The 23,978-nt window shown below is 35.3% G+C and carries 21 protein-coding genes; 14 read left to right on the top strand and 7 right to left on the bottom strand.

Annotated elements, in window-relative coordinates; translation table 11 throughout:
* Positions 1–415: 415 nt before the first annotated feature.
* Together H1R81_RS03540 and H1R81_RS03535 are read left to right on the top strand one after the other, a co-directional pair.
* Positions 416–1,462, top strand: coding sequence for a VWA domain-containing protein (locus tag H1R81_RS03540; RefSeq protein ID WP_181839288.1), 1,047 nt, complete (start codon positions 416–418; stop codon positions 1,460–1,462).
* Between the two features lie 157 nt (positions 1,463–1,619).
* A complete protein-coding gene (locus H1R81_RS03535) occupies positions 1,620–1,805 on the top strand; it encodes a hypothetical protein (RefSeq protein ID WP_181839287.1) in 186 nt (61 codons plus the stop codon).
* Positions 1,806–1,869: 64 nt separating this feature from the next.
* Here the strand turns inward: H1R81_RS03535 and H1R81_RS27390 are convergent, their stop codons facing one another.
* From H1R81_RS27390 to H1R81_RS03525, 3 genes are all read right to left on the bottom strand, one after another.
* On the bottom strand, positions 1,870–2,022 hold the full coding sequence (locus tag H1R81_RS27390) for an SDR family oxidoreductase (protein ID WP_310588048.1): 153 nt from the start codon (positions 2,020–2,022) through the stop codon (positions 1,870–1,872).
* A 4-nt stretch (positions 2,023–2,026) separates the two neighbouring features.
* Positions 2,027–2,383 (bottom strand): Crp/Fnr family transcriptional regulator, encoded by a 357-nt coding sequence (locus tag H1R81_RS27385; RefSeq protein ID WP_229251041.1) that lies wholly within the window; start codon positions 2,381–2,383, stop codon positions 2,027–2,029.
* Between the two features lie 186 nt (positions 2,384–2,569).
* Complete coding sequence (locus tag H1R81_RS03525) at positions 2,570–3,172, bottom strand: DUF416 family protein (RefSeq protein WP_181839286.1); 603 nt, start codon at positions 3,170–3,172, stop codon at positions 2,570–2,572.
* Between the two features lie 236 nt (positions 3,173–3,408).
* On the opposite strand from H1R81_RS03525, the gene H1R81_RS03520 reads away from it, so the two are divergent.
* A complete protein-coding gene (locus H1R81_RS03520; protein WP_220275166.1) occupies positions 3,409–3,915 on the top strand; it encodes a hypothetical protein in 507 nt (168 codons plus the stop codon).
* A gap of 102 nt (positions 3,916–4,017) precedes the next feature.
* Here H1R81_RS03520 and H1R81_RS03515 read toward each other — a convergent pair whose 3' ends face one another.
* Positions 4,018–4,260 carry a hypothetical protein gene (locus H1R81_RS03515; RefSeq protein ID WP_181839285.1) on the bottom strand — a complete coding sequence of 81 codons (243 nt, stop codon included), beginning with the start codon at positions 4,258–4,260 and terminating at the stop codon, positions 4,018–4,020.
* Positions 4,261–4,567: 307 nt separating this feature from the next.
* Here H1R81_RS03515 and H1R81_RS03510 point away from each other — a divergent pair, with 307 nt between their 5' ends.
* From H1R81_RS03510 to H1R81_RS03490, 5 genes are all read left to right on the top strand, one after another.
* A complete protein-coding gene (locus H1R81_RS03510) occupies positions 4,568–5,626 on the top strand; it encodes a class I fructose-bisphosphate aldolase (RefSeq protein WP_181839284.1) in 1,059 nt (352 codons plus the stop codon).
* Positions 5,627–5,874: 248 nt separating this feature from the next.
* Positions 5,875–6,111 carry a hypothetical protein gene (locus tag H1R81_RS03505; RefSeq protein WP_181839283.1) on the top strand — a complete coding sequence of 79 codons (237 nt, stop codon included), beginning with the start codon at positions 5,875–5,877 and terminating at the stop codon, positions 6,109–6,111.
* A gap of 209 nt (positions 6,112–6,320) precedes the next feature.
* Positions 6,321–6,557, top strand: a complete 237-nt coding sequence (locus tag H1R81_RS03500; protein ID WP_181839282.1) for a DUF3801 domain-containing protein — start codon at positions 6,321–6,323, stop codon at positions 6,555–6,557.
* A 231-nt stretch (positions 6,558–6,788) separates the two neighbouring features.
* Entirely contained in the window at positions 6,789–7,184 is a 396-nt protein-coding gene (locus tag H1R81_RS03495; RefSeq protein WP_220275165.1) for a response regulator, read from the top strand.
* Between the two features lie 149 nt (positions 7,185–7,333).
* A complete protein-coding gene (locus H1R81_RS03490; protein WP_181839281.1) occupies positions 7,334–11,131 on the top strand; it encodes a PAS domain S-box protein in 3,798 nt (1,265 codons plus the stop codon).
* 92 nt (positions 11,132–11,223) lie between these two features.
* On the opposite strand, the gene H1R81_RS03485 is transcribed toward H1R81_RS03490, so the two are convergent.
* Both H1R81_RS03485 and H1R81_RS03480 read right to left on the bottom strand, forming a co-directional pair.
* Positions 11,224–13,167, bottom strand: coding sequence for a tail fiber domain-containing protein (locus H1R81_RS03485; RefSeq protein WP_181839280.1), 1,944 nt, complete (start codon positions 13,165–13,167; stop codon positions 11,224–11,226).
* 125 nt (positions 13,168–13,292) lie between these two features.
* A complete protein-coding gene (locus H1R81_RS03480; RefSeq protein WP_181839279.1) occupies positions 13,293–15,164 on the bottom strand; it encodes a tail fiber domain-containing protein in 1,872 nt (623 codons plus the stop codon).
* A gap of 295 nt (positions 15,165–15,459) precedes the next feature.
* On the opposite strand from H1R81_RS03480, the gene H1R81_RS03475 reads away from it, so the two are divergent.
* The 3 genes from H1R81_RS03475 to H1R81_RS03465 all read left to right on the top strand — a co-directional run bounded on the left by H1R81_RS03475 (position 15,460) and on the right by H1R81_RS03465 (position 19,680).
* The gene (locus tag H1R81_RS03475; protein WP_181839278.1) at positions 15,460–19,068 is read left to right on the top strand and encodes a family 78 glycoside hydrolase catalytic domain; all 3,609 of its coding nucleotides are present in this window, start codon (positions 15,460–15,462) and stop codon (positions 19,066–19,068) included.
* Positions 19,069–19,186: 118 nt separating this feature from the next.
* Complete coding sequence (locus H1R81_RS03470; protein WP_181839277.1) at positions 19,187–19,387, top strand: hypothetical protein; 201 nt, start codon at positions 19,187–19,189, stop codon at positions 19,385–19,387.
* A gap of 101 nt (positions 19,388–19,488) precedes the next feature.
* Positions 19,489–19,680 (top strand): hypothetical protein, encoded by a 192-nt coding sequence (locus tag H1R81_RS03465; RefSeq protein WP_181839276.1) that lies wholly within the window; start codon positions 19,489–19,491, stop codon positions 19,678–19,680.
* A gap of 67 nt (positions 19,681–19,747) precedes the next feature.
* Here the strand turns inward: H1R81_RS03465 and H1R81_RS03460 are convergent, their stop codons facing one another.
* Positions 19,748–20,542 carry an arylamine N-acetyltransferase gene (locus H1R81_RS03460; RefSeq protein WP_181839275.1) on the bottom strand — a complete coding sequence of 265 codons (795 nt, stop codon included), beginning with the start codon at positions 20,540–20,542 and terminating at the stop codon, positions 19,748–19,750.
* 233 nt (positions 20,543–20,775) lie between these two features.
* Here H1R81_RS03460 and H1R81_RS03455 point away from each other — a divergent pair, with 233 nt between their 5' ends.
* The 3 genes from H1R81_RS03455 to H1R81_RS03445 all read left to right on the top strand — a co-directional run bounded on the left by H1R81_RS03455 (position 20,776) and on the right by H1R81_RS03445 (position 23,885).
* Complete coding sequence (locus tag H1R81_RS03455) at positions 20,776–21,147, top strand: hypothetical protein (RefSeq protein WP_181839274.1); 372 nt, start codon at positions 20,776–20,778, stop codon at positions 21,145–21,147.
* A 237-nt stretch (positions 21,148–21,384) separates the two neighbouring features.
* Positions 21,385–21,861, top strand: coding sequence for an SRPBCC domain-containing protein (locus H1R81_RS03450; protein ID WP_181839273.1), 477 nt, complete (start codon positions 21,385–21,387; stop codon positions 21,859–21,861).
* 305 nt (positions 21,862–22,166) lie between these two features.
* Positions 22,167–23,885, top strand: a complete 1,719-nt coding sequence (locus tag H1R81_RS03445) for a serine hydrolase (protein WP_181839272.1) — start codon at positions 22,167–22,169, stop codon at positions 23,883–23,885.
* The last annotated feature ends 93 nt before the right edge of the window (positions 23,886–23,978 follow it).

Below are 23,978 nucleotides of genomic sequence, written 5' to 3'. Positions count from 1 at the left end.
TAATCAAACAATTAACAATTAACTGCTCTATGGAACAGTCTTAATAAGCGTACGTTTATTAAGTTCTTTTATGTAAATAAGGGTGTCTTCTTCCTCTCCCTTTTATCATCTCTTTCGGTAAATATCCTTTCTAAACTTTTTCAAACTTATTCAATCATACCGAAACTACCAATTAAAAAAATATTAAGATGGTGAAACTCAAGCCTTTATCTACGTCTCTGCAGACTTCCAGATTAGATAAAGCACCAGTTGGTTTTCCTCTTGATAAAACAAAAATCAATAAGCTAAACTTAAAATTTGGGCCACGTTATCACATTTACTGTTATTTTTCGTTAGAAATACAGAAACCTACCAATACAAATACTTAATTTGCAAGACTTTTACGTGCTTATACTAAATAAAACCTATTTTCACCATGACAAAGAAGATTTTCCTTGGCGGTTTACTAATCTTTTGTGCCCTCCTTTTCAACTCCTGTGAACCAGACCATAATCGCAACTGTCCCGATATTTTTTATAATGACTTAGTCATTACGGCTATCTCAGCCCCTAAAATTGTACCAGGTAGCAGTAAATTGAGTATGATTTTAAAAGTGAATGAAAATTCAAGCAGATTCCTTCCCGTTTCCGGCCTGACAACAGGAAATTTTAAAGTATATGAACAAGGCTCAAACGACGAATGCGCTAATGCTATTTCTGAAAGTGAGGCTAACAAGCAATTCTCACCAAGTCCGCAGAAATTCAGGCATAATACCATGATTGTGCTTGATTTAAGTGCCAGTGTCACCTCAACAGCCTTAACGCAACTCAAAAGTTCTACCATTAGTTTTATCAATAATATTATTACCACCTCTGGAGATGATTCTTATCTGGTAAGCATCGCATGGTTTGACGGCGAAGATAAACTGAATACACTCGTTGACTTTACTTCTAATAAAAGTCAGCTTACAAACGCCGTTCAGAATCTGAGTGCGAGTATTTCTAAAGACCCATCAACAGATTTATACGGTGCGGTTATCAAGTCGGTGGATAAGGCGGAACAGAGATTAAAAGATTTGCAGAAAGAAAGTTATATATCGGCTTATTCGATAGTAGTATTTACCGACGGCACAGATCAGGCCGCCCGCTATTCGAAGCAGGTAGCATTAGACAAAGTAAGCAAAGCCAATTCTAAAATATCAGTATTTACCATTGGGTTAGGTACTGAAATAGACAAAGCTGTGTTAACCACTATTGGTAAAAATGGCTCCGTTTTTCCACAGAATAAAAATGAACTGGAAGCGAAGTTTATCGAATTAGCCAGAGTCGTAAGAGGCGAAGCCAATAGTTATTATTTATTTGAATATTGTTCGCCCAAAAGAGCCGGAAAAGTAGGCCTGGTATTGGTGGTAGCCTACGATGCTAAAAAGGGTACTTATACGACCACATTCGATGCCAATGGGTTGACAAGTAATTGTTATTAAGAATACAATTAAAACAAAACTGCCTCAGCTAAAAAGTTGAGGCAGTTTTGTTTTAATCACTCTACAAAAACCATTGTCAATAAATCAGAAACCCTCGAAAACAAATTTTAATAACAGGAGTTATATACGTATTTATTCACACAAAACGTCAATAGCTATGAGTCCGGTAATTGAAATAAAAAAAGACCAGAATGGAAAAGAAATGGTAGTGATTACTTTTGAAGATGGTAAAGAAATCATTACCAATATCACACCAGCAGGAGATCTAAAACTGATGGCTTTTAATACAGCTTTTGAACTGAAACATAGTGGAACAGAAAGTATCCTGATAAAGTTGAAATAAGAACCAGGCTCTTATTCCGAATCTATCAGGATAACTACAACACTGATTATCTATCCAATAGTTTTCAGATCCCTCCATCAACCCTTATTGAAGCACCATTAGTAGGTGACGACAAAGGGCTTGCATAATAGGCTACAGTATCCGCTATTTCTGATACATCAGCAAAGCGTTGCAACGGCGAAGTAGGACAGGTTTCTTTAAAGAAATTCTTCTCCACCTCCTTAATGGTTGTGTTTCATGCTTCTGAAAGGTCTTTGTAAAAGGCAAAGCACCTCAACTTCTTCGATGCAATCGATAGTAAGGGTTGCTTCTGTCTGATTGAAATAAGCCTGATAATCAGAAACCCACCAGTCTTCCATAGCAAATTGCAGAATATGCTCTTTGCCATCTTCATTAATATAATAAGCTTTAATCAAACCTTTTATTACGAAAAAATCGAATGGTACTAAGTTACCTGCCTGAACTAAAAACTGGTGCTTTTTTAATTTTTTTCTGACAAAATGCGACAATATATATTCAAACTCCTGGTCAGTAACAGAAGTAATTTTCTCAAAATGTTTTCTTAATTCTAAACTCATTTTTGATTAACTCAGAACTCGTTTAACATTATCTCACAGAATAAATACTTCTTACAAGGCTTATGCAAATAAGATATGATTGGCAATACAACACTTGATTCATAGACTATAATTATTTTATCTTAGTAAGAAATGCGCCACCAGGTATATGCACAGCCAATCTCTGATTAAACCCTGAACAAGACTTCAAATTACCAAAGATAATTCTATAATGGAGCCGCTACTATTATTCAATTCTCTCATAGTAGAAATAAAAGGCAAAGTTATCTCTGCTCCTAATAATTTGCGAAGAATATCATGCTGCCGTCTGTATTCCTTTTTCATATATTCATTTTCAGCTATTTTAGCTTCTGAATCATCAGGCAAAATCTCAGAATAAATTGATTCCTGTATAAACATATCAACAGTATCTCTGGCAATAGATGCGATATTTAACACATAACTCTGGTCTTCACTCAAAAGAAATTCTATAGCATCTGAAATTGCAGAGCAGGTGTCCAAAGCATAAGAAGCTAAATCACTTTCAAAGTTTTCAATGTTAGGAGTAATTTCAATAATCTTTTCATAGATTCCATCGAGCTCAGTATCATCTAATTCAATATCTTGTAGATATTGATAAATCATCACAATAGCTTCTTCCAGAACTTCAATACTTCCCCACCTGACTATACTACTAAATTCCCTGTAATTAGGCAATAGCTTTTCGCAGGTAAGTACAGCAAATAAAACCTGTTGTTTAAAAGATAATTTTACTATTTTCTTTTCTATACTTTTCAGGAAATCGTCCATTTAATTAGTGCTATTAATTATCGTGGCTCCGGTATTGGTTGCAAAGCATGCAAGATAATCATAATTTGAAATTATTTATTGCTTCGCTATCAGAAACAGCACCTGATATTAGCTTTACAGATTTAATAAATAATTCTATTAATCTCAATAAATCGTCTAATTTAGAACGATTCTGTAGCAAATATTTTCTAAATTTGGGTAACAGTGTTTAAGAAAAAAATAAAACAATCTGAATTATGAAAAAGCAAAACTCAAGAAGAACTTTTATTGCAAGTGGCTTTGTTTTATCTGTTGGTGCCAGCCTTATTCCAGCTGTTGCTCATAAATCTTATGCCGCCGACCCTGTTGATAGCAAATTAGTGAATGAATTTGTAAGAATAGCTCATTCTGACTTGAACAAATTAAAAGAGATGCTCGAAACAACACCGAATCTCTTAAATGCTGCATGGGATTGGGGTAATGGTGACTTTGAAACGGCAATTGGTGCAGCTGGACACATGGGACTAACCGAAACGGCTGATTATCTGATCGCAAAAGGAGCCAGAACAGATATTTTTGTTTTAACCATGTTAGGTAAAACAGCAATCGTGAAATCTTTACTGAGCGATTATCCCAACCTGCTTTATTCAAAAGGTCCACACGGGCTTTCGCTTTTACATCATGCAGAGAAAGGAGGTAAAAAAGCAGAAGAATTATTGGCTTATTTTCAATCTTTGGGTCTGAAAGAAAAGAAATTTAACTAATACAAACTCAATAAGATTATCTTCCCTGAAATCAGTTCAGTTCTATCCGGTTTTAGACTGATGAGTATTTGTTAAAAACCAATAGAAGTAATCAACTGTTCCTTACTCCAAAAAAATACTCACTTTAATGCGTTTTACAATCGGGCAGAAATAGGCATAATAGTTAATATTTTCTGCGTTCAAATAATGTATAAATTGTTGAAACTTTCTTGAGTCATTTTTACGCGTAAACGTTACGGTAACCCCGTCTTTAGTAGTACTGGGGTTGATTTCTTCATGCAGCAAATCATATCTTTCCAAAAGGTAAGTTACATCACCTTTTAAACTATTTATTGTTTTTTTCATAGACGAAACCTTCCGCAAATAACACCTGAAAATTATTCGTTATGCAACTTTATATAATGAAAAGCACTCTTATGGCAGGATAAACAGTAGAGGTTAAGGAGAAACTATTGCCTTTACAGCTTAACAAAAATAGAATAATTATTGCTGAAAATCAAAATAACAAAAATAAAATTAATAGGAACTCCTTCAGTGGCTGATTCATTTTAAATCCCCTGATTAATCATCATGCGAATGAAACACCTATTTTAATCTAACAATCTTTTAAGTTAATAGTTAGATAAGTACTATACCAAATCAGAACAAAATTATGAGTTATCAGAATATTGTCAGATATTTAGGCAATGATGCCGACTATTTGCTGAATCATAAGAGCCAGACCATTGATAAAAAACTATTGCATACGCCATCTCCTCATTATCTGGATGAGGTATTTCAAGGCAGCAATCGGAGTATTCAGACAATTAGGAGCCTGGCTGCATTATATGGGCATGGGCGGTTAGCTCATACAGGATTCCTCTCGATTTTACCAATAGATCAGGGAATTGAGCACACGGCTGGTGCATCATTTGCTAAAAATCCCATCTATTTCGATCCCGAAAATATTGTGAAGCTTGCCATTGAAGGGGGCTGCAATGCTGTAGCTACTACCTTTGGCAACCTGGCTATCGTGGCTCGTAAATACGCCCATAAGATTCCATTTGTTGTTAAAATCAATCATAACGAGTTGCTTACTTATCCAACCAAATACGAACAGATTATGTTCGGAGCGGTAGAAGATGCCTGGAATTTAGGTGCTGTGGCTGTAGGGGCTACTATTTATTTCGGTTCTGAAGGTTCAAACCGTCAGATTATTGAAGTAGCAAAAGCCTTTGAAAAAGCTCATGAACTGGGTATGGCAACCATCTTATGGTGCTATACACGTAATAATGATTTTAAAAAAGACGGTATTAACTACGAAACTTCTGCCGATATCACAGGTCAGGCCAATCATTTAGGAGTTACCATACAGGCTGATGTCATCAAACAGAAAATGCCAGAAAGCAATGGCGGCTTTACAGCTATCGGTTTTTCTAAAAGTGCTCCACAAATGTATAACCAGTTATCTTCAGATCATCCTATTGATTTGTGTCGTTATCAGGTAGCCAATTGTTATATGGGTCGTATTGGGCTCATTAATTCAGGTGGTGAGTCTAAAGGAGAATCCGATCTGGAAGAATCAGTAAGAATAGCAGTAATTAACAAACGCGCCGGTGGCATGGGCCTTATCTTAGGAAGAAAAGCATTCCAGCGTCCGCTTGACAAGGGCATTCAGTTACTCAACGCGGTTCAGGATGTTTATCTGGCCAAAGAAATTGATTTGGCATAATCTAATTTCAGATTATTTCAATAAATCCCTTAAACTATTTAGGGGATTTATTGTTTTCTGAATCAGAACCGAATTGCCGCATTGTTGAACTTTTCATCTTTTTCTTTAGGAAAATTCTAAACAATAACCTATATTTGCTATAGACAATCGCTCACGCCTGATAATCCTTGTATTCAAATTTCCTTTCCCGATAACTTATAATCTCTATTGGTACTGTTTTTTTCCTTTACTTAGATTGAATATCTATCATGAAAACCAATGAAGAATTTAAAAGAAACGTCTATAATGCCATAGAAAATAGCCATATCAAACCCGAAGAAATTATCGAGCATGATACCGCTATTACCTTTTCTATCGCAAATGATGAAAAAAACCCTGAATACTTGAAAAACTTAAGTAATTTACTCAAAGCTGAAAAATTAAGAGTTAAATCTTCAGTCTCATCTCAGGTGCAATCAATAAGTATTTCTATATTTAAATATTAATTATTCTTCTGAATCGGTTTTTACAGACTGATTTCAGAAGAATATATCCGCTTGATAAGTTTACTTTCTTCTGCTTGAAAACCTCTGTCCTATATTTTATTTTTGATCGGGTTTAATCCCTCGGCGATACTACTCAATATTACCTTACCATAAAAAATCGTAAACTTTTGCTAAATAATTAAGCCATGCCGCTTAATAACATCCGATAAATGAACCCACTTACACATCTCAGAAAGAAAATTACTTATACTTTGCATAAGTATCAGGTTGTGTATGCCGTAATGAAAGAGAGTGAGAGACGAGACAGCCTGATTATCATTTTTGATCATCAGACCCAATCATCAAAACTCAAAAACATAATAAATGAATTTAAAAATCAAAAACTTAACTACCAATGTTCGTTTTGTCCTGAAACCTGGGAGTTAACTCTTACAATTTTCAAATAACACCATTAAAATAATTAAATACATAATAATTCTAAATTATTAAAGCCATAGCTCTTTACACCTAAAACAATCTAAAATGGCATTGATTTTGCTTTTTTTTTAATTAGTATTTATTCTGGTGTATATTAAGAATGCAAGCTATTGGGGTTTATATAATAAATGCTTTGGAATACTTAATTCTAAGCAAAAATGACAATTTATTAAGATTTAGAGAGTAACCAACGCTTGAGCATGATGATAAAAAAACTTCTTTGTGTTGATGATGACAAGATAACTTTAACATTGATTAAACTGGTTGTTGAAAAAGCCTCTTTTGCAGAAGAAGTCATTACTAAAATGAATGGCAAAGAAGCATTAGATTATTATGACAGTATAGACGGAAGTCCGGTAAAAGAAAGGTATCCAGAATTGATTTTTTTAGATTTGAATATGCCGGTAATGGGTGGTTGGGATTTCTTAGATGAATTCGCTAAAGGTTTTTATAAGAAATTTAGTCAAACTAAAATAGTGATTCTTTCTTCGTCAACAGACCCTGAAGAAAGAGCAAGGGCAAAAATGTACCCAATGATTATTGATTACCTGACAAAACCTCTTACTATTAATGCGTTAAGAAGTATTAGGATATAAGGCGCTTATAAGAAATTAGCTGATACTTTGGCCTGATACTACAATATATAGCTGGCTCTACCCATCTTATACTATACACTGTACAAAATAATTTTAGTCCACAATTTCATCATTAACAGTAATCATATTGCAAATGGACTAATACAGGCATGAGAAATAAAGCATCAATATTGGCCAATCACTTTTCTACTACGCAAATGATTGAGGTACCCGTTGAACAAGCAAAACAAATAACATCGTTTGCTTTAAACGATTTATTAATACAATATTCAGAAGAGAGTTTTCTGATTGTAGATACTGATTTGGTAATTATCAATTTCAGCAATAATTTCAGTAAACAATACCAGCAATACTTTGGAAAAGAAATCCTGAAAGGCAAAAACATTCTCGATTATGCCCCTGCAAACAGAGTTGAAATAGCAAAAAAAACCTATCAAAAAGCTTTACAAGGAAATACCTTCGAACTTGAAATTGAAATTCCTTTACAAAATGGCATTTCTTATTGTTGTCTGAACAAATACAAGGCAATTTACGATAACGCAGGACAAATTATAGGTGTTTTTGTTTCTTCTTTTAACATTACGCCTACAAAAAAAGCTCAACAGGAAATCAATAAGCATGAAAACAGGTATCATTCAATCATTGAAAACTCCATAGATGCCTTTTTTCTCAGCAACCCGGACGGCTCCATTATTGAAGTCAATAATGCTGCCATGAATATTTTCGGATATAACCCCGAAGAATTTAAACTGTTAAAACATCACGATTTAATAAATTATAACGATCCAAGCTTTACAGCGCATTTAAACGACAGACAGATACCTGATAAATTGAAAGGCGAAGCTATGGGTATCCATAAAAGCGGGAATAAGTTTCCGTTGGAATTTTCTTCTGTTTTATATCAGGACATAAACGACGAAACAAAAGTTGGTACTTTTATTAGCGATATATCTATCAGAAAAAACGCTGAAAAAATTATTGAGTTAAGCGAAAAGCGTTTCAGAGCACTCATTGAAAATACCACAGATATTATTTTACTGACTGATGCAAAAGGAATGATACTTTATGCAAGTCCGGCATTTTCAAGAGTAACAGGTTATAATCTGGATGAAATCCATAAAAATCCACAGATAGTAGTTACCGCTATACACCCCGACTTTACGAAAGACGTTAAAATTACTTATTATGAATCATTAGCAAACCCGGGAGTACCCATTTCAAGACTCCTCCAGTTTCGTCATAAATCAGGGCATTACATATGGTTAGAAGGCGTTATCACCAATATGCTCGATGTCGAAAACGTAGCTGCTATCGTATCTAATTATCGCGACATAAGCCGCCGTAAAGCAGCCGAAGCTCAGGCAATAAAAATAGAAAATCGCTTTCAGGCATTAGTTGAAAATGCCGAAGATATTATTATACTTTTAAACGCCGATGGTATTATTCTGTATGTCAGCCCTTCATTCGAAAAACTTACTGGATTCAACGCCAACGAAATAGTAGGCGGGCCGAATATGCCCTTAATGCACCCCGAGCAGGCGCATGAAACCAAAGCTATATTTAAAAAATTATTAAAAACACCTGGGCTGGCTATTCCAAGAATAAACCGCCTGAAACATAAAAACGGGCATTATATCTGGGTTGAAGGTTACATCACCAATTTATTGCATGACGATAATGTGCAGGCCATTGTATCTAACTACCATGATATTACAGAAAGAATAAAAGCTGCCGAACTTATCAGACAATCTGAAATAAATCTTACTACTATTTTTGAAAATACCTCCGAGGCATTTTTATTGATGGATACCAATCGTATTGTAAAAGCCTTTAACAGTAATGCAAAGAAAATTGGTTTTCTGAATAGAGACAGAGAATTAAAAATAGGGTATGATGCGTTAGATTTTATTGACGATTCAAGAAAAGACTTTGTAAAATCATTATTTGACAGGGCCTTAGGTGGAGAACACCTTCAATATGACCGTATGTATCAACATGATAATGGTGAAATTTATTGGGTTGATTTTTCGATTAAATTGGTTGTTGAGAATGGCCAGAGCGCAGGCCTATGTATAACTGGTAGAGACATTACAGCTCGAAAATTAGCAGAAGAAGAATTAACGAAAAGAGAACTTAGATTTAGGTCTATTCTTAAAAACAGCCATGATATGCTCTTTCTTTTTGATGCTGAGGGTAAGATAGAATTCTTAAGCCCGGCTATCGAAAGATTATTCGGCTACGAGAGCCATGAAGTAGAAATACAAAATATCCTTGACAGTATTCACCCACACGATTTTGAAAATGTCATGCACCAATTGAGAGAAGCTTTTCATAATCCTGATGTTCCGGTTTCTATTAGGTTCAGAAAACAGAAAAGAGATGGCTCTTATGTATGGCTTGAAGGGACACTAACCAATATGCTGCCTAACCCGGATATAAACGTAATGGTAGCAAATTTCAGAGATATTACCGAACGTAAACTTTTTGAAGAACAACAAGCTCTTTTTGTGTCAATCGTTAATTCTTCTGAGGATGCCATCTTAAGTATCAGTTTAGAAAACATAATTCTTACCTGGAATAAGGGCGCAGAAAAACTCTTTAATTATACCGCCGAAGAAGTAATTGGCCAGAACTGTAACCTGATTCTTCCGCAAGATCGTTACCAAGAAGAAATCGAGATTATAGACAAGATAAAAAAAGGCATTTCTGTAAATTTTTACGAAACACAAAGACTAAACAAGAATGGACAATTAACTGATATTTCGCTTATAATTTCTCCAATCAAAGACAGTAATGGACGTATTACCGGCGCATCAAAAATCGCCCGTGATATTTCAGATAAAAAGAAAGCCGAAGATACCATAAAAAACAATGAAAAGAGATTCAGGAGTCTGTTACAAAATAGCAATGATGGGTTAAGCCTTCTGACTGTTGATGGTGTAATGCTTGAAATAAGCCCGACCGGAAAGAAAATTACTGGCTTTGAAGAAGATGAAATGATTGGTCAGGCAAGATATGATCTTATTCATCCAGATGATCTGGAACACGTATCCCAGGCATTTATTGATGTAATTGAAGACCCTGAAAAAACGCGCAATTTTGAGTATCGAAGTCTGACTAAAGATGGAACTTATAAATGGTTAGAAGCCTGTTGCCAGAACCTTTTATATGAACCCGCAGTAGGTGCAATTGTGATAAATTACAGAGATATAACCGAACGTAAAAATCAGGAAATTGAACGTGAACAATTGATTAAAACTTTGAATCAGAACAATAATGACCTTCGGAATTTCTCCTATATCACTTCTCATAACCTGAAGGCTCCCTTATCAAATCTGATGGGCTTTATTGATTTATTAGACTATACTTTAATTGAAGACCCCTCACTAAAGCCAATTATCGAGGGCTTCAAAGCATCTACGATACTATTAAACAATACAGTAAACGACCTCGTTAAAATTCTGATAATAAGAGACAGCGACTCAATCGAGCAAAAGGAAATCGGGTTCAATAATATGTTCTTACAAGTTAAAGGGCAGCTTAAAAGTTTAATTGAAGAAGTCCAACCCATAATTGAATTGCATTTTGAAAAGGCTCCACAAGTTGTTTTTAATGAAACATATCTTGAAAGTATTTTCATGAATTTGCTGACTAATGCCGTTAAATACCGTTCTTATGAAAGAAAACTTAAAATCAGAATTGAAAGCCACCACACCGACGATGGCATTGTTCTAACTTTTACAGATAATGGCATTGGCTTTGATGTAGAGCGTCATAAATCAAAAGTATTCGGTTTATACCAGCGTTTCCACGATCGTCCGAATAGTAAAGGATTAGGATTATACCTCATAAAATCGCAAATGGAAAGCCTGCAAGGAACCATTGAAGTAGATAGTACGGTTGATATTGGAACTACTTTTATATTGAAGTTTGCACCCACCCCCTGAAAGTTTGCCAATAAGTTACTGATTTTCGAACCTTGTTTTAAAATTCTTCATATATGGTTTTATAAAAATCATATATAAACACGACAGTATTTTCACTTTTCGCTTAATAACAACGAATCAATCTCTTTTTTCACGTCTTTCGCTCCCATTAATCTCTCTGATAAAACCACTAACGCTTTTTGAAGTTCTCTGATCTCCTTTTTCAAATCATCCAGCTTTTGCTGCTGTGTTTTTTTCGCATTAACCAAAGGAATAATAAAATCAGTATAAGCTAAAGAATAGGTACCATCTTCGGCTTTTTTCAATCCGCTAAAAGGCAGGTTTAAATCCTTGATTAGTTTTTCTACATCCTGCGCAATAAAGCCATCGTGGACAATATGGGAATTATCAGACCTATACTGATATGAAGCACTTTGCAAACCCAGAATAAAATTCAATCCTAATCGATTGGTATAAAGAATATTCTCTTTTAGACGTCTATCAGACACACTGCTAAAAGGCACCTGTCCCTCAATTGCAGTTATACTTGTATTACCTATCCGCACTTTATTGCTTGTATTTACTATTGTTTCTGACCCAATGGCGCTTGCATTTGAAATGCTATTAGCCGAAGCATCTGCAAAACTACCTATAAATAAGTTATAATCTCCCGAAACAAGCATATACCCTGCTCCTTTGCCTAAGGCAATATTATCATGATTTTCTGTTATAGGTGCAAACATATACAAAGCACTATCACCGATAGCTACATTATAAAACCCGCTGTTATTTGAATGAATTGCAGCCAAACCAACAGCCACATTTACATTTCCCGAAGTATTATTAAACAAGGCTTCTGACCCAACTGCCACATTAAACGCACCAGAAGTATTACTTCCTAAAGCTTTATTACCAATTGCTGTATTTCTGCCTCCGGTGGTATTAGCGGCAAGAGCTTTAAACCCTAATGCCGAATTATAAATACCAGTTGTACTATTTTGCAATGCCATTGCTCCAACAGCCGTCAGGTAGTCAGAATTAATACTGCTAAAAAGTGCTTTATGACCAACTGCTACATTAAAACCAACAAAACCAAGGCCATTATGGCTGTATAAAGCTTGGAATCCGAAAGCAACATTGTTTTTACTTGTTGTAATACTCCTCAACGACTCAACCCCTATTGCCACGTTTTCTTCACCATCTTTACTTTTTAGTAATGTCCCCACTCCTATTCCGATAGAATTTCTACTTTTTCCACCATTAACTAAAGCCTTGTATCCAATGCCAATATTTGGACTCCCGGTTTTAAGTCCTGACAGGGCATCAGCCCCGATACCAATAACATTCGAAACTGCGGCAGAATCTAAAGCAAAAGCTCCTAAGGCAATACCATTAGCCACATAACTTCCTATTTTGAAATTCTGGCTGCCAATAGTGCTATTGTTTGAAGCATTGGTAGCATTATAGAAAGCCCCGGCACCAATAATCGAATTATTATCGCCAACAACATTATTAAATAAAACATTGCTACCAGCAAGGGTACTTGTATTGCTATTATTATTAAAAAATAAAATATTTGCCCCTACAACTGCATTATTTTCAAATCCGGCTCCCAACCTCATTGCATTCGCTCCATAGGCCGAGTTTTCACCTTTACTACTGTTTGTGATTGTTGAGTACCCGATACTCGTTACATAGTCTCCATCACCATTCACAGACCTGGCACCCACCCCAATTATTGAATTATAATTGACTTTAACCGGATTGAGCAATACATTATTACCCATTGCTAAATTTTCGTTGCCTGATATATTTTTATTTAAAGCTTTTATTCCTAACATCGTGTTGTTGCGGCGTGTATATGAATCATTATTTGATGCATGAGCGTTGGTTCCTAATGCTACGTTTGTGGAATCAACTAATCCATTGCTTTGTCCGTGTAATCCTGATGGGGTAATTGTCAAAGCAATATTAAGCGTATCTGTACCATTGCTTGAGATTTGTGCCTGAACAGATAAAAGACTAAGTAGATATATAATTAACAGGTGCGTTTTCATAGGGTTTCAAAAGCAAAATTTATAGCTTAAAATCATAAATGGCAACTAAGGCAGTTGTGTTTCGGTATGCTACAAACTTAATTCAGCCAGTCAGAATAGAAATAAGATATTTTCAAGACAGGCATCTATTTTGATGCCACCAGTTGTTGAATCTGTGCGACTAACTGTTTCAATTGCCTGAGTTGCTTTTCTAATTCAATAATTTGCTGCTGTTGCTCTTTTGTAGCGTTAACAAGTGGAATCACAAAGTCTGAATAGGCTAATGAATACATACCATTGGCTGATTTTTTCAGACCGCTGAAAGGAAGGTCTAAATCTATCATTACTTTCTCAATATCCTGCGCAATAAAACCATCATATCGAGTTCTTGTTTTATCTTCTATATAAGTATAGGATACACTTTGTAAACGACTGATGAAATTGAGTCCCAACCTTGAAGTATATACGATGTTCTCTTTCAATCTTCTGTCAGAAGGATTACTCCAGGGCACTTGTCCTTCAATAACCGTAACACTACTATTGCCTATCCGTACTTTATTACTGCCGTTTACAATGGCATTATAACCTATAGCTGTGGCATTCGAGAAATCTCCGGATGCATTGGCGAAACTTCCTACAAAAGTATTATCAGAGCTGTCTACAATAGTATAGCCTGCTTCTCTGCCAATAGCCACATTATTACTTCCTGTTCTATTGGCATAAAGTGCACTAAACCCCATAGCTGAATTATAATTTCCTGTGCGGTTATTCCATAAAGTAGACCAACCCACCGCCGTATTATGCGTCCCCGTTTCATTATAAAACATTATGGTTGTTCCTACAGCTGTATTTCCCTCTATAAGAGTACTATTTGTCAACGCTCTGTACCCGACCGCCGTATTATTACTTCCCGACACATTGAGCGTCAATGCTCCGCTACCAAATCCTGTGTTGCTACTACCTGTTGAATTACGTAATAATGCACTCGCACCAACTGCCGTATTGTTTATGCCTGTAGAGTTTAAAGACAAGGCATTATGGCCTATCGCCGTGCTTGAATCGCCGGTTATATTATTTTGCATTGCAAAATTTCCAATAGCAGTATTACCATTTCCGGTAGTATTACTTTTCAAGGCATCAACTCCCGTAGCAGTATTTTCCTGACCAGTAGTATTACTCATTAGAGTATTACTACCAATTGAAGTATTATTATTGCCAGTTGTATTGGCAAACTGTGACTTAAATCCTATTGCGGTATTGCTTTGACCCGTGCTGTTTGACTTCAGTGCCTCATTACCCACCGCTGTATTGTTGACACCAGTAGAGTTTAAATCAAGTGCGGAGACTCCAATAGCGGTATTGAATGAACCGCTTGTATTACTTTTAAGAGCATTCACGCCTAAGGCAGTATTATTATTACCATCAATATTAGAAAACAATGAAGAAAAACCAACCGAAGTATTATTTATACCTATCGTATTGTTGTACAATGCTTTACTACCAAAAGCTGTGTTCTGACTTGCAGTGGTATTAGAATAAAGGGCATTTGTTCCATGCGCAGTATTATCAGTGCCAGTCGTATTACTAAACAAAGCGTTAGCTCCAAAAGCTGAATTATTACCCCCAGTTGAATTAGACATTAATGCCGCATATCCGCTGGCTGTATTATTGCTACCTATGGTATTAGTCATGAGTGCCTTTGAACCATTAGCGACGTTATAACTACCAGAGGTATTTGCCAGCAAAGCACTTGCTCCATTTGCTACATTATCCTGTCCTGAGGTATTTTGTCTTAGCGCATTGAATCCTATCGCAAGATTATTGTTACCTGTAGTATTACTCATAAGTGCATTTGGCCCTAAAGCCACATTTGTCGAATCAGTGGCACTATTGGTTTTTCCCTGAATACCTTTGGGTGTTATCGTAATTGCGCCACCAGGACCTTTATTATTGGTAGAAATCTGAGCATTGACGACCAATAAACTGAAACATAGCAGAATTGTAAAGATTGGTTTCATATTTACTGCCTGTCATGGGCAGGACTTGTTTTGGGTTTTCTTAAATTCACAGATATTTCTAAGCATTATTCTTTATCAAAAGTAGTCAATCAGTATAATGAGGGTCAATCCCCTTTTGAGGGGATTTTTCAGACTTATATCTGAAAAAGATTCTTCATTCCTCTATTCTATCCACTAATTCATCATGCACTATTTCACTATATATCGTCACACAGGAAACTGCATGAAAGAGATTTACTTTTTTTTCTCTTAATTTACCTCTGCAATCTATTATTCTATTTATATAATCTAAATTATGGTGAAACAAAAAATATCCTGTATCATAACCCTGCTTCATTTCTGTATTAGTGTGTCGTTTGGTAAAATTTCTTTAGAAAAATTACAAGTTGATTATCAGTCAAATCCTTTAGGAATTGATGTCGGCATACCTCATTTTAGCTGGCAGATGAAAGCCTTAGATACCAGACGTGGTTATTTTCAAACTGCTTATCAGATTGTAGTAACTAACACTCAAAACAAGATCGTATGGGATTCTAAAAAAATAAATAGCAGTATTTCTCATGGTATTGTATATGCTGGTACCCCATTAGAAGCTACAACCCGTTATACCTGGAGATTGACTGTCTGGAATAATTTCGATGAAGTAGTTTCTAAAACTGCTTGGTTTGAAACCGGCTTGGTGAGTACGGATATTTCCGCATGGAGCGGTGCCCAGTGGATTGGGGGTAGTACAGATGATTTGGTACTCTATGCTCATGCCCTTTCGGTCTTTAAATTTGAATACGGGATTCAATTAGACAAAAATTCAAATAGTACCAAAGCGGCTTTTGTATTTGGAGGGAATGATGCCCGTCTGATGAATAAGGACCTGAATCTGATGGGCGTTGAAGCTCAAAGAAATAAAAATTATATCAAACTCGAATTAGATATTTCTGGTGTATCTGATTTATCAGATGGGTTAGCTAAACTCAATATTTATAGGGTGGGCTATGACAAAACTGATAGTGAAGAAAAGGCTTTTAAAAGTCTTGATATTCCACAGACCGTAATTAACCAGACCAATAAATATGATAAACACCACATTTTAGCAGAGTGTAATTTTGGGCTTTTTGATTTCTATATTGATGGCAAAAATAAAATTACAGAAAAAACCAATGAGCCTCCTTCGCCTTTTGGTAACAATGGCATTAACCTTAATCCTGTTGGAAAAGGCAATAACTATATAAGTTTTCCGATGCTGGCAGATATTGGTTTTCAGACTAACACTAATCAGATAGCTTATTTCTCAGATTTGATTATCAGAAACTATCGATTACCATCTAACCCCTTATTTACTGAAAATCTGACCATTAACTCTTATAATGGAGTATTCAGGAGCGACAAACTCTCAGTCGTAAACAATCAGTATAAAATACATAGTGGTGCTTTAATATTAGCTGACCCAAGTCGTAACGCAGCTCCAATGCTACGGAGTACCTTCGTCACCCCGTCAAAGACCATTAGTAGGGCCAGGTTATACGTAACAGCAAGGGGTATCTATGAAATGCATCTCAATGGCAAGCGTATCGGTAACGATTACTTCAATCCAGGACTAACACAGTATAATAAACATCAGATGTATCAAACTTATGATGTTACCAAATATATACAAGAAGGTAAAACTAACGCCTTAGGCGCTTGGCTGAGCGAAGGCTGGTGGTCAGGGAATATTACCTATTCAGGAGAAAACTGGAATTTTTTTGGTGATCGGCAATCCCTCCTGTGCAAATTAGAAATTATATATGCTGATGGTACCAAACAAACCATTACATCAAATACTAATGACTGGAAATTATTTACCGAAGGCCCCATTAGATATGGCAGTTTTTTTCAGGGAGAATTTTATGATGCAACCAAAGAAAAAACTATTGAAGGTTGGTCAACTGCTATCTATGATGATAAAAACTGGAAAAGAACTGTTGAAGTACCTTTAGATGGCACTGCTTATATTGATAAAAACCCGGATCCGACTGGCAGAAGAACTCCTGTTAACTACAATAATTTAAAAATAACAGGTCAGTTAGGTGAAAATCCCGGTATCGTAATGACACTTACGGCAAAATCTGTGGAAGAAGTACGGCCAAAGGTATTTGTGTACGATATGGGTCAGAATATGGTAGGTTTTCCGCAGATAAAAATCAGAAATGGTAAAAAAGGGCAACTCATAACTTTGCGCTATGCAGAGGTGAAATACCCTGATTTGCCTGATTATAAAGGTAATGAAGGAATGATTATGATGGAAAATATCAGAGCTGCTCTTACAACTGACACATATTTATTAAAAGGAGGAGATGAAACCATTCAGCCAAGATTTACTTTTCATGGTTACCGTTATTTAGAAATAACAGGCATCAATACGGCGATTCCAATCTATGAAGTTAAAGGAATGGTAGTGAGTTCAATAACAGGTCTTTCTTCAAACTATTCTACCTCCAATGATTTAGTGAATAAACTATGGCAGAATATCACCTGGTCTTTAAGGAGCAATTTCTTATCAATACCTACTGATACCCCGGCCCGTAATGAACGTATGGGTTGGTCTGGTGACATTTCAGTATTTTCAAGAAGTGCTACTTACCTGACTGACGCAGATGTATTTCTGAGAAGACATATGTTGGCCATGCGTGATATTCAGCCTGAAAGCGGCCGCTTTACTGATGTGGCTCCGGTAGGTGGTGGCTTTGGCGGTACACTCTGGGGTAGTGCCGGTATAGTTGTACCCTGGGAAACTTACCAACAGTATGGCGATATTAAGATTTTGGAAGAAAACTATGATGCCATGAACCATTATATGATTTTTCTGAAAACAAAACTAAACGAACAAGGAATTCTTAATGAAGGGCCTTTAGGAGACTGGTTAAGCCCTGAAGGTAACAGAAATGACAATACACTTTTCTGGATGGCTCATTATGCTTATGATTTGGAAATAATGGCCAAAACAGCACGACTTTTGGGAAAAACCAGCGAAGCAGCAGAATTTATGGTAAGCCATAATGCCGTTAAAAAACACTTTAATGAGGTCTACATTGATAAAGGTTCATTCAAAACTATTAAATCGGGTGTAAAAACAGGGTTTATGGGTCCACCAAATGAGCGTAACGCTAATCAGCCATCAGATAAAGGACAGGTAATTGATACACAGGCTTCCTATGCTATTCCTTTAGCTTTAGGTATTTTTAATGAAGCAAACAAAACATATGCCATCGGGCATCTAAACGAAAGTATCTCCAGATCTAATAAAGATGATAGCGGAGTAGATCGTCCCCCCTATTCACTTATGACAGGTTTTATCGGCACAGCGTCTATCATGCAGGCTCTTTCTGAGAATAATCAAAGTGCAACAGCATATAGATTACTTCAACAGAATAGTTATCCATCATGGCTATACTCGGTTGTCAACGGGGCTACTTCCATCTGGGAACGTCTCAACTCTTATACCGTTGAAAATGGTTTTGGAGGAAATAACAGTATGAACTCATTTAACCATTATTCATTCGGCGCAGTTGCTGCATGGATGTATAATTATTCACTTGGAATTCAGCGAAGCCCTGATATAGCTGGCTTTAAACAATTTGTATTGAAACCGATCCCTGACCCAGACAAAAAAATGAAATGGGCTAAAGGATATTATGATAGTGTTTATGGTAGAATAAGTAGTGAGTGGAAAACAGAGATCGGTAAATGGACTTATAAAACTACCATTCCTGCCAATACGACAGCCACACTATATTTACCTGCCAATGCTTTAAATAAAATCAGCGAAACTGGTAAAACACTTATACAAAATAGAAGAATAAATTATGAAAATGGTGAGGCCAGAATTATCCTCAATAGCGGAAACTATACATTTGAGATAAAAGATTAAGAATCAATTCAGATTATGATTAAAGCATTCGGGTTATTGAAAATCCTGAATGCTTTTGATTTTATGGATATTGTAAATATAATTGTGCTTAATTCGATACTATAATCACCTCTTCTCAATGAAAATCATACTAACAATTTTACAAGCGGTTGCGTTTGTTTTACTTGCGATGCAATTGCTTTGGTGGTTTATGGCTATTGCAAGTGGACATAATATGCCTAAGCAAACCACTGATATTTTTTCAATAAATATAATTATATTGATTGTAGTAATAATAGGACTATTTTTTTTGAAAAGGAGAAAAAAATCAGAAGATTAATACCAAATTCAAGTCGGCTACAATAATCTTTCTTCTATTACAAATCGTTACTTTGCAATGGTTATATTATCCTGCTAAGAATTGCAGATATTAAAATTAACATGAAAATTTTCCTTAATATACTTAAGTGGGCAATTATCCTGGCATTAGTTATCCAGCTCACACTTACTATCTCCGTATTTTCGAGTGGCTATGAAATCTCATCAGACAGAACCTTTCATATTATCCGAGATATAATAGTATTACTGCTACTTTTAGGTGGTGTAATTTACTGGAGAAGAAAAATCAATTAATTATAGCATATCGATTGCTGATTGTTGGATAAAAATTTATTAATCAGCAATCGATATAATACAATTACTAAAAACTGAAGTGAAACATTTCTTCCAATCGCTGCTGATATTTTTTAATATCAATGCCAAATTCTTCTCGCAGGCACTTTACCAGATCGCTTTCACTTTCAAAAGTAGAAATATGTCTTTCACCATTATTTCTTTGCAAAAACTTATCGTTGAAAATTGTTTTTCTGCCATTTTCGGTCGGTTTGGTGCAAATCAGATTCTTTACAAAATGTGAGTCCTCCGAAGTCTGTTTAAGTTGACTTTGAGACTCAAATTTTTCAATCGCAACTTCCGATAGACTAAACACATACCTTTCTTTAAAGTTTGTACCCGTAGCCGACATCAACAAGCTGTACCTATTATTTTCCAACTGTTTAATCATAAAATAATTGGCTCCGTCGTGCTGCACCACATCGGGTTTTATCTCTATCGGATTAATAAATAAATCTCCATAACCTACATCTAAAAGCCAGTCAGACTCAAGCTTTACCCAGATAGCCATATGGTCATATTCAGGCCCCGGCTCATGATTGTTAATAATCTGTGCCGAAATAATATTTGCCTCATAACCTAACTGATTCAGTAACCAATTGAACAAGGTGTTGAGTTCATAACAAAATCCTCCACGAAAATAGTTAACTACTTTTTTGTAAATAGACTCCACATTCAGTTCAATCGGAATACCTAAATGAATATCCAGACACTCAAATGGTATATTATAAACGTGAAACTGATGCAGTTTAAAAAGGCTTGGAAGGCTTAGTTGATGCAAATCCGTATAGCTGATTCGAGCTAAATAATTTTCAATGCGCATAAAGTGTGAATTTATGGTCAATAAGTTAAGATTGTTGATAAAAGCCGAAACTGAGTTGCCATTAGATAAATGGCAATTCAGATTAAATAACCATTAAATTTTGCAAATAGTTTATAGGCAGTGTATTAATAGAGACGAAATTTATAGGCATAATGCTGTCACAGAAAAATGGTGGTACAAAATTTTGGGTGTTAAATATAGCTGAATTTTCAAGAACTAAATCCCTCCATTTGATGAAACTTAAACCATCTTCTTCTCAGATTTTATCTTTTGTAGTAGGCTTTTTTATGATTCTGCTATTGAGTCTGTTGGTTTATTCACTTAAATCGATCAATAATAAATATAATCATTACAAAACAAGCCTGATCTTGAGTGATCCGTATGAAATTGATGCAAAAATTATTGATGTATTTGCAATGGGAAGAGGCTTTGAGATTGAGTATAAGTTCAGAGGTAAAAGCTATAGCAAAGCAATAAAAATAACAGATAAATTATATAAAAAATATAAACCCGGAGATAAATTACCTATTACTATATCTATCCATAATCCAGAATTAGTCAGAATCAGCAGCCAGCTGCAAAAGTATAAGAAACCAAACTCATAGTTCTGAAAGGTAAAATTCTATAATGACCATTCCAATTATTTAATTATCCTGAATTATCCCCAAAAGCAGGTTCAGATTAAAGAAACTCTTTAATAATTAATTGAATTATTCTCTCAACGAAACAAGTCTCAAACTGTCCGAATCAACCCTGTATAATGTCTGTTTTACACCCTCTCCATATCACTTTTAGCTACTAATTTTGCTTAATAAATCCATTATTAACCAATTTATAAAACCATGCAAAATCAGAATTTAGCTATTACTCTATGGACACAGAAATCTACTCATGATGTCTACAAATCAATCAACAATGTAAAAAAATGGTGGTCAGAAGAATTTACTGGTGCCTCAAATCAACTCAATGATGAATTTGAAGTACGTTTCGCCGATGTTCATTTTTCGAGACAAAAACTGGTAGAATTAATGCCAGACCAGAAAATAGTCTGGCTCGTTACTGAAAGTCATCTAAGCTTTTTAGAAAACAAAAGCGAATGGACAGGCACTAAAGTCTGTTTCGAAATTTCAGAGGAAGGGGGTATGACAAAAATTCAATTTAAACATTTTGGCCTGACACCTGAAATTGAATGTTTCAAAGATTGCTCTGGTGGTTGGAATTACTACCTGAATGGGAGTTTACTACCTTTTATTAACACAGGCAAGGGAAATCCGAATATATTAGCAAACGATATCGCTAAAAAAGTCGGGCAAAAATGAGACATAAAGATACCCCCCTTAAATATTAGTACAAGAGAGGTTTTATATGGAACCTGTTTAAACTTTTCTTTTTTTTAGAAGCCTATCCCGAAAATTTACTGTTTGAGCGTCAGCGAGTTTAAATTTTCTTGATTTTTTTGTTACTTTTTGTATCAAGACAAAAAGTAAGGCTAAGAACAAGCATCAATTGTATAGTTTTATATAAGTTTAAACAGCCTTATGTCCAAAATCCCATTAAATGGGTTATGGTATAAATACCATAACCCAATACTTTTGCTATAGCAATTAATGCTTCTTATAAAATTATGAAAAACTATTACTTGACGCTTCAGATTCTGTTCTGTCTATTTCCCTTAAATACATTTGCCAATGATTCATTAAATCATCGGATTAACCCCTACCTTGATAAAGTAGAAGACTGGGGAAATGCCGGACAGATACTCATTACCAGAAATGGAAATAATTTATATAATAGAAATTACGGTTATGCGAACCGGGAAAAAGAAATTCCAGTCACAGACAACACAATATTTGAAATAGCTTCTGCAAGTAAATTTTTTACTGCATGCGCTATTATGAAGCTATCCGAAGACAATAAATTAAACCTCAAAGATAGTCTTTCACAATATTATCCTTCAGTTTCTGTAGACAAAGCTGGTATCACCATACATCAGTTGCTTACGCATACCTCTGGTATCAGAGGTGGAGATATTGTTGACGATTTTCAAGCCATATCCCGGTCTGACCTGATTGATAAAATTTTAAATACAGCACTGTTGGCCAAACCTAAAACGAGATTTATCTATTCTAATGCAGGCTATAACTTATTAGCCGCTCTGATAGAAAAAGTTACAGGCCTGAATTATTACGATTATCTTTCAAAAACCTTTTTTGAGCCCTTGAAGATGAAACATACTTTTACAAACGGGCATAAAAAACTTCTGAATGAACAGGTTGCGATTGGCTATCGTGGTATCCAAAACAACGGCGGGCCTGACAGACCTGATTTCAATGCCCGCACTTGGGGTGGAGGCTCCATTTGCTCTACCACAAATGATTTGAAATTGTTTTTAGAAGCAATACAGAAAGGGGAAATTATCAGCAACGAAAGTTGGGTTAAACTCACAACAAGACATATTAAAATTGCCAAAGATAATAATTATGGATACGGTTGTTTTCCTTATACCTTGAATAACCGAAACATTATTGACATAATAGGAAGTACCGAACGAGGGTTTAATTCAACTATTCGTATCTATACCGATACTCATATAACCTATTATTTTCTAAGTAATGCCAGTCAACCCATGGGTACTTTTGACAGAGTATTCGTTGACCCTCGTATGAGACATTTTATTTATGAAAATGACCAGATAAAAATGCCTCCAAACACCCGGAAACTACCCTTAAAACTAAAAAAAGAGCTTAAAGGTGCATATACTTTTCAAGACGACACCTTAGATTGTCTGTCTCAGGGAAATGTAATAAATATAAAAGCCAAAGGGCAAACAGCTATTAATTTATTGCTTAATTATTCAGCAACCAGAGCAACAAAAATCCAGAATCTTGAACCATATATTAAGGCTTATTTGAATGACTTTACTAATACCGACACCGTTGGTTTTAAAATGGTACTCTCTAAGGAACAAATTCCGTCCTATATGGCTGAAAAAAATATGATGCTTGAAAACAACGGCAAACTACTTAATTACTCGCTCAAAGGTTGCCATTTTGATACTGATACCAATTTTGTAGCTTCTCAGATTGAAATGAATTTTGAGAAACAAAAACTTAACTACTTTATATTATGGAATATAAGCGGGGAAAAACCATCAATAGATTTCTCAGAACCTGATGCTCCTGTAACAAACTATGCGCTAAAATTTGTGTTAACCGATGATAACCTCTTCAGTAGCTATGACTTTGTAAAAGCGCAGATCAACTCTATCCTAAACATAAATGAGAAGCAATTAAGAAACCCGAAAAACGACCTGGTCTTTAAAAAAGTAAAGTCCAGAACCTGATATAGCAAACCTTTAACAATATTCCTTAAATTCAGCAATAAGCAAAACAAGACCATTAATCATTCTGTTTTGGAAGGTTTTGACACCAATTTG

This window comes from Emticicia sp. BO119 (assembly GCF_013912375.1).
Lineage (GTDB): Bacteria > Bacteroidota > Bacteroidia > Cytophagales > Spirosomataceae > Emticicia.
This window is presented reverse-complemented; position numbering and strand designations above follow the sequence as displayed.

Bases quoted from the DNA above. Each gene is read 5' to 3' on its own strand.
- H1R81_RS03540 (WP_181839288.1), top strand. From the start codon at position 416: ATGACAAAGAAGATTTTCCTTGGCGGTTTACTAATCTTTTGTGCCCTC.
- H1R81_RS03535 (WP_181839287.1), top strand. From the start codon at position 1,620: ATGAGTCCGGTAATTGAAATAAAAAAAGACCAGAATGGAAAAGAAATG.
- H1R81_RS27385 (WP_229251041.1), bottom strand. From the start codon at position 2,383: ATGAGTTTAGAATTAAGAAAACATTTTGAGAAAATTACTTCTGTTACT.
- H1R81_RS03525 (WP_181839286.1), bottom strand. From the start codon at position 3,172: ATGGACGATTTCCTGAAAAGTATAGAAAAGAAAATAGTAAAATTATCT.
- H1R81_RS03520 (WP_220275166.1), top strand. From the start codon at position 3,409: ATGAAAAAGCAAAACTCAAGAAGAACTTTTATTGCAAGTGGCTTTGTT.
- H1R81_RS03515 (WP_181839285.1), bottom strand. From the start codon at position 4,260: ATGAAAAAAACAATAAATAGTTTAAAAGGTGATGTAACTTACCTTTTG.
- H1R81_RS03510 (WP_181839284.1), top strand. From the start codon at position 4,568: ATGAGTTATCAGAATATTGTCAGATATTTAGGCAATGATGCCGACTAT.
- H1R81_RS03505 (WP_181839283.1), top strand. From the start codon at position 5,875: ATGAAAACCAATGAAGAATTTAAAAGAAACGTCTATAATGCCATAGAA.
- H1R81_RS03500 (WP_181839282.1), top strand. From the start codon at position 6,321: ATGAACCCACTTACACATCTCAGAAAGAAAATTACTTATACTTTGCAT.
- H1R81_RS03495 (WP_220275165.1), top strand. From the start codon at position 6,789: ATGATGATAAAAAAACTTCTTTGTGTTGATGATGACAAGATAACTTTA.
- H1R81_RS03490 (WP_181839281.1), top strand. From the start codon at position 7,334: ATGAGAAATAAAGCATCAATATTGGCCAATCACTTTTCTACTACGCAA.
- H1R81_RS03485 (WP_181839280.1), bottom strand. From the start codon at position 13,167: ATGAAAACGCACCTGTTAATTATATATCTACTTAGTCTTTTATCTGTT.
- H1R81_RS03480 (WP_181839279.1), bottom strand. From the start codon at position 15,164: ATGAAACCAATCTTTACAATTCTGCTATGTTTCAGTTTATTGGTCGTC.
- H1R81_RS03475 (WP_181839278.1), top strand. From the start codon at position 15,460: ATGGTGAAACAAAAAATATCCTGTATCATAACCCTGCTTCATTTCTGT.
- H1R81_RS03470 (WP_181839277.1), top strand. From the start codon at position 19,187: ATGAAAATCATACTAACAATTTTACAAGCGGTTGCGTTTGTTTTACTT.
- H1R81_RS03465 (WP_181839276.1), top strand. From the start codon at position 19,489: ATGAAAATTTTCCTTAATATACTTAAGTGGGCAATTATCCTGGCATTA.
- H1R81_RS03460 (WP_181839275.1), bottom strand. From the start codon at position 20,542: ATGCGCATTGAAAATTATTTAGCTCGAATCAGCTATACGGATTTGCAT.
- H1R81_RS03455 (WP_181839274.1), top strand. From the start codon at position 20,776: ATGAAACTTAAACCATCTTCTTCTCAGATTTTATCTTTTGTAGTAGGC.
- H1R81_RS03450 (WP_181839273.1), top strand. From the start codon at position 21,385: ATGCAAAATCAGAATTTAGCTATTACTCTATGGACACAGAAATCTACT.
- H1R81_RS03445 (WP_181839272.1), top strand. From the start codon at position 22,167: ATGAAAAACTATTACTTGACGCTTCAGATTCTGTTCTGTCTATTTCCC.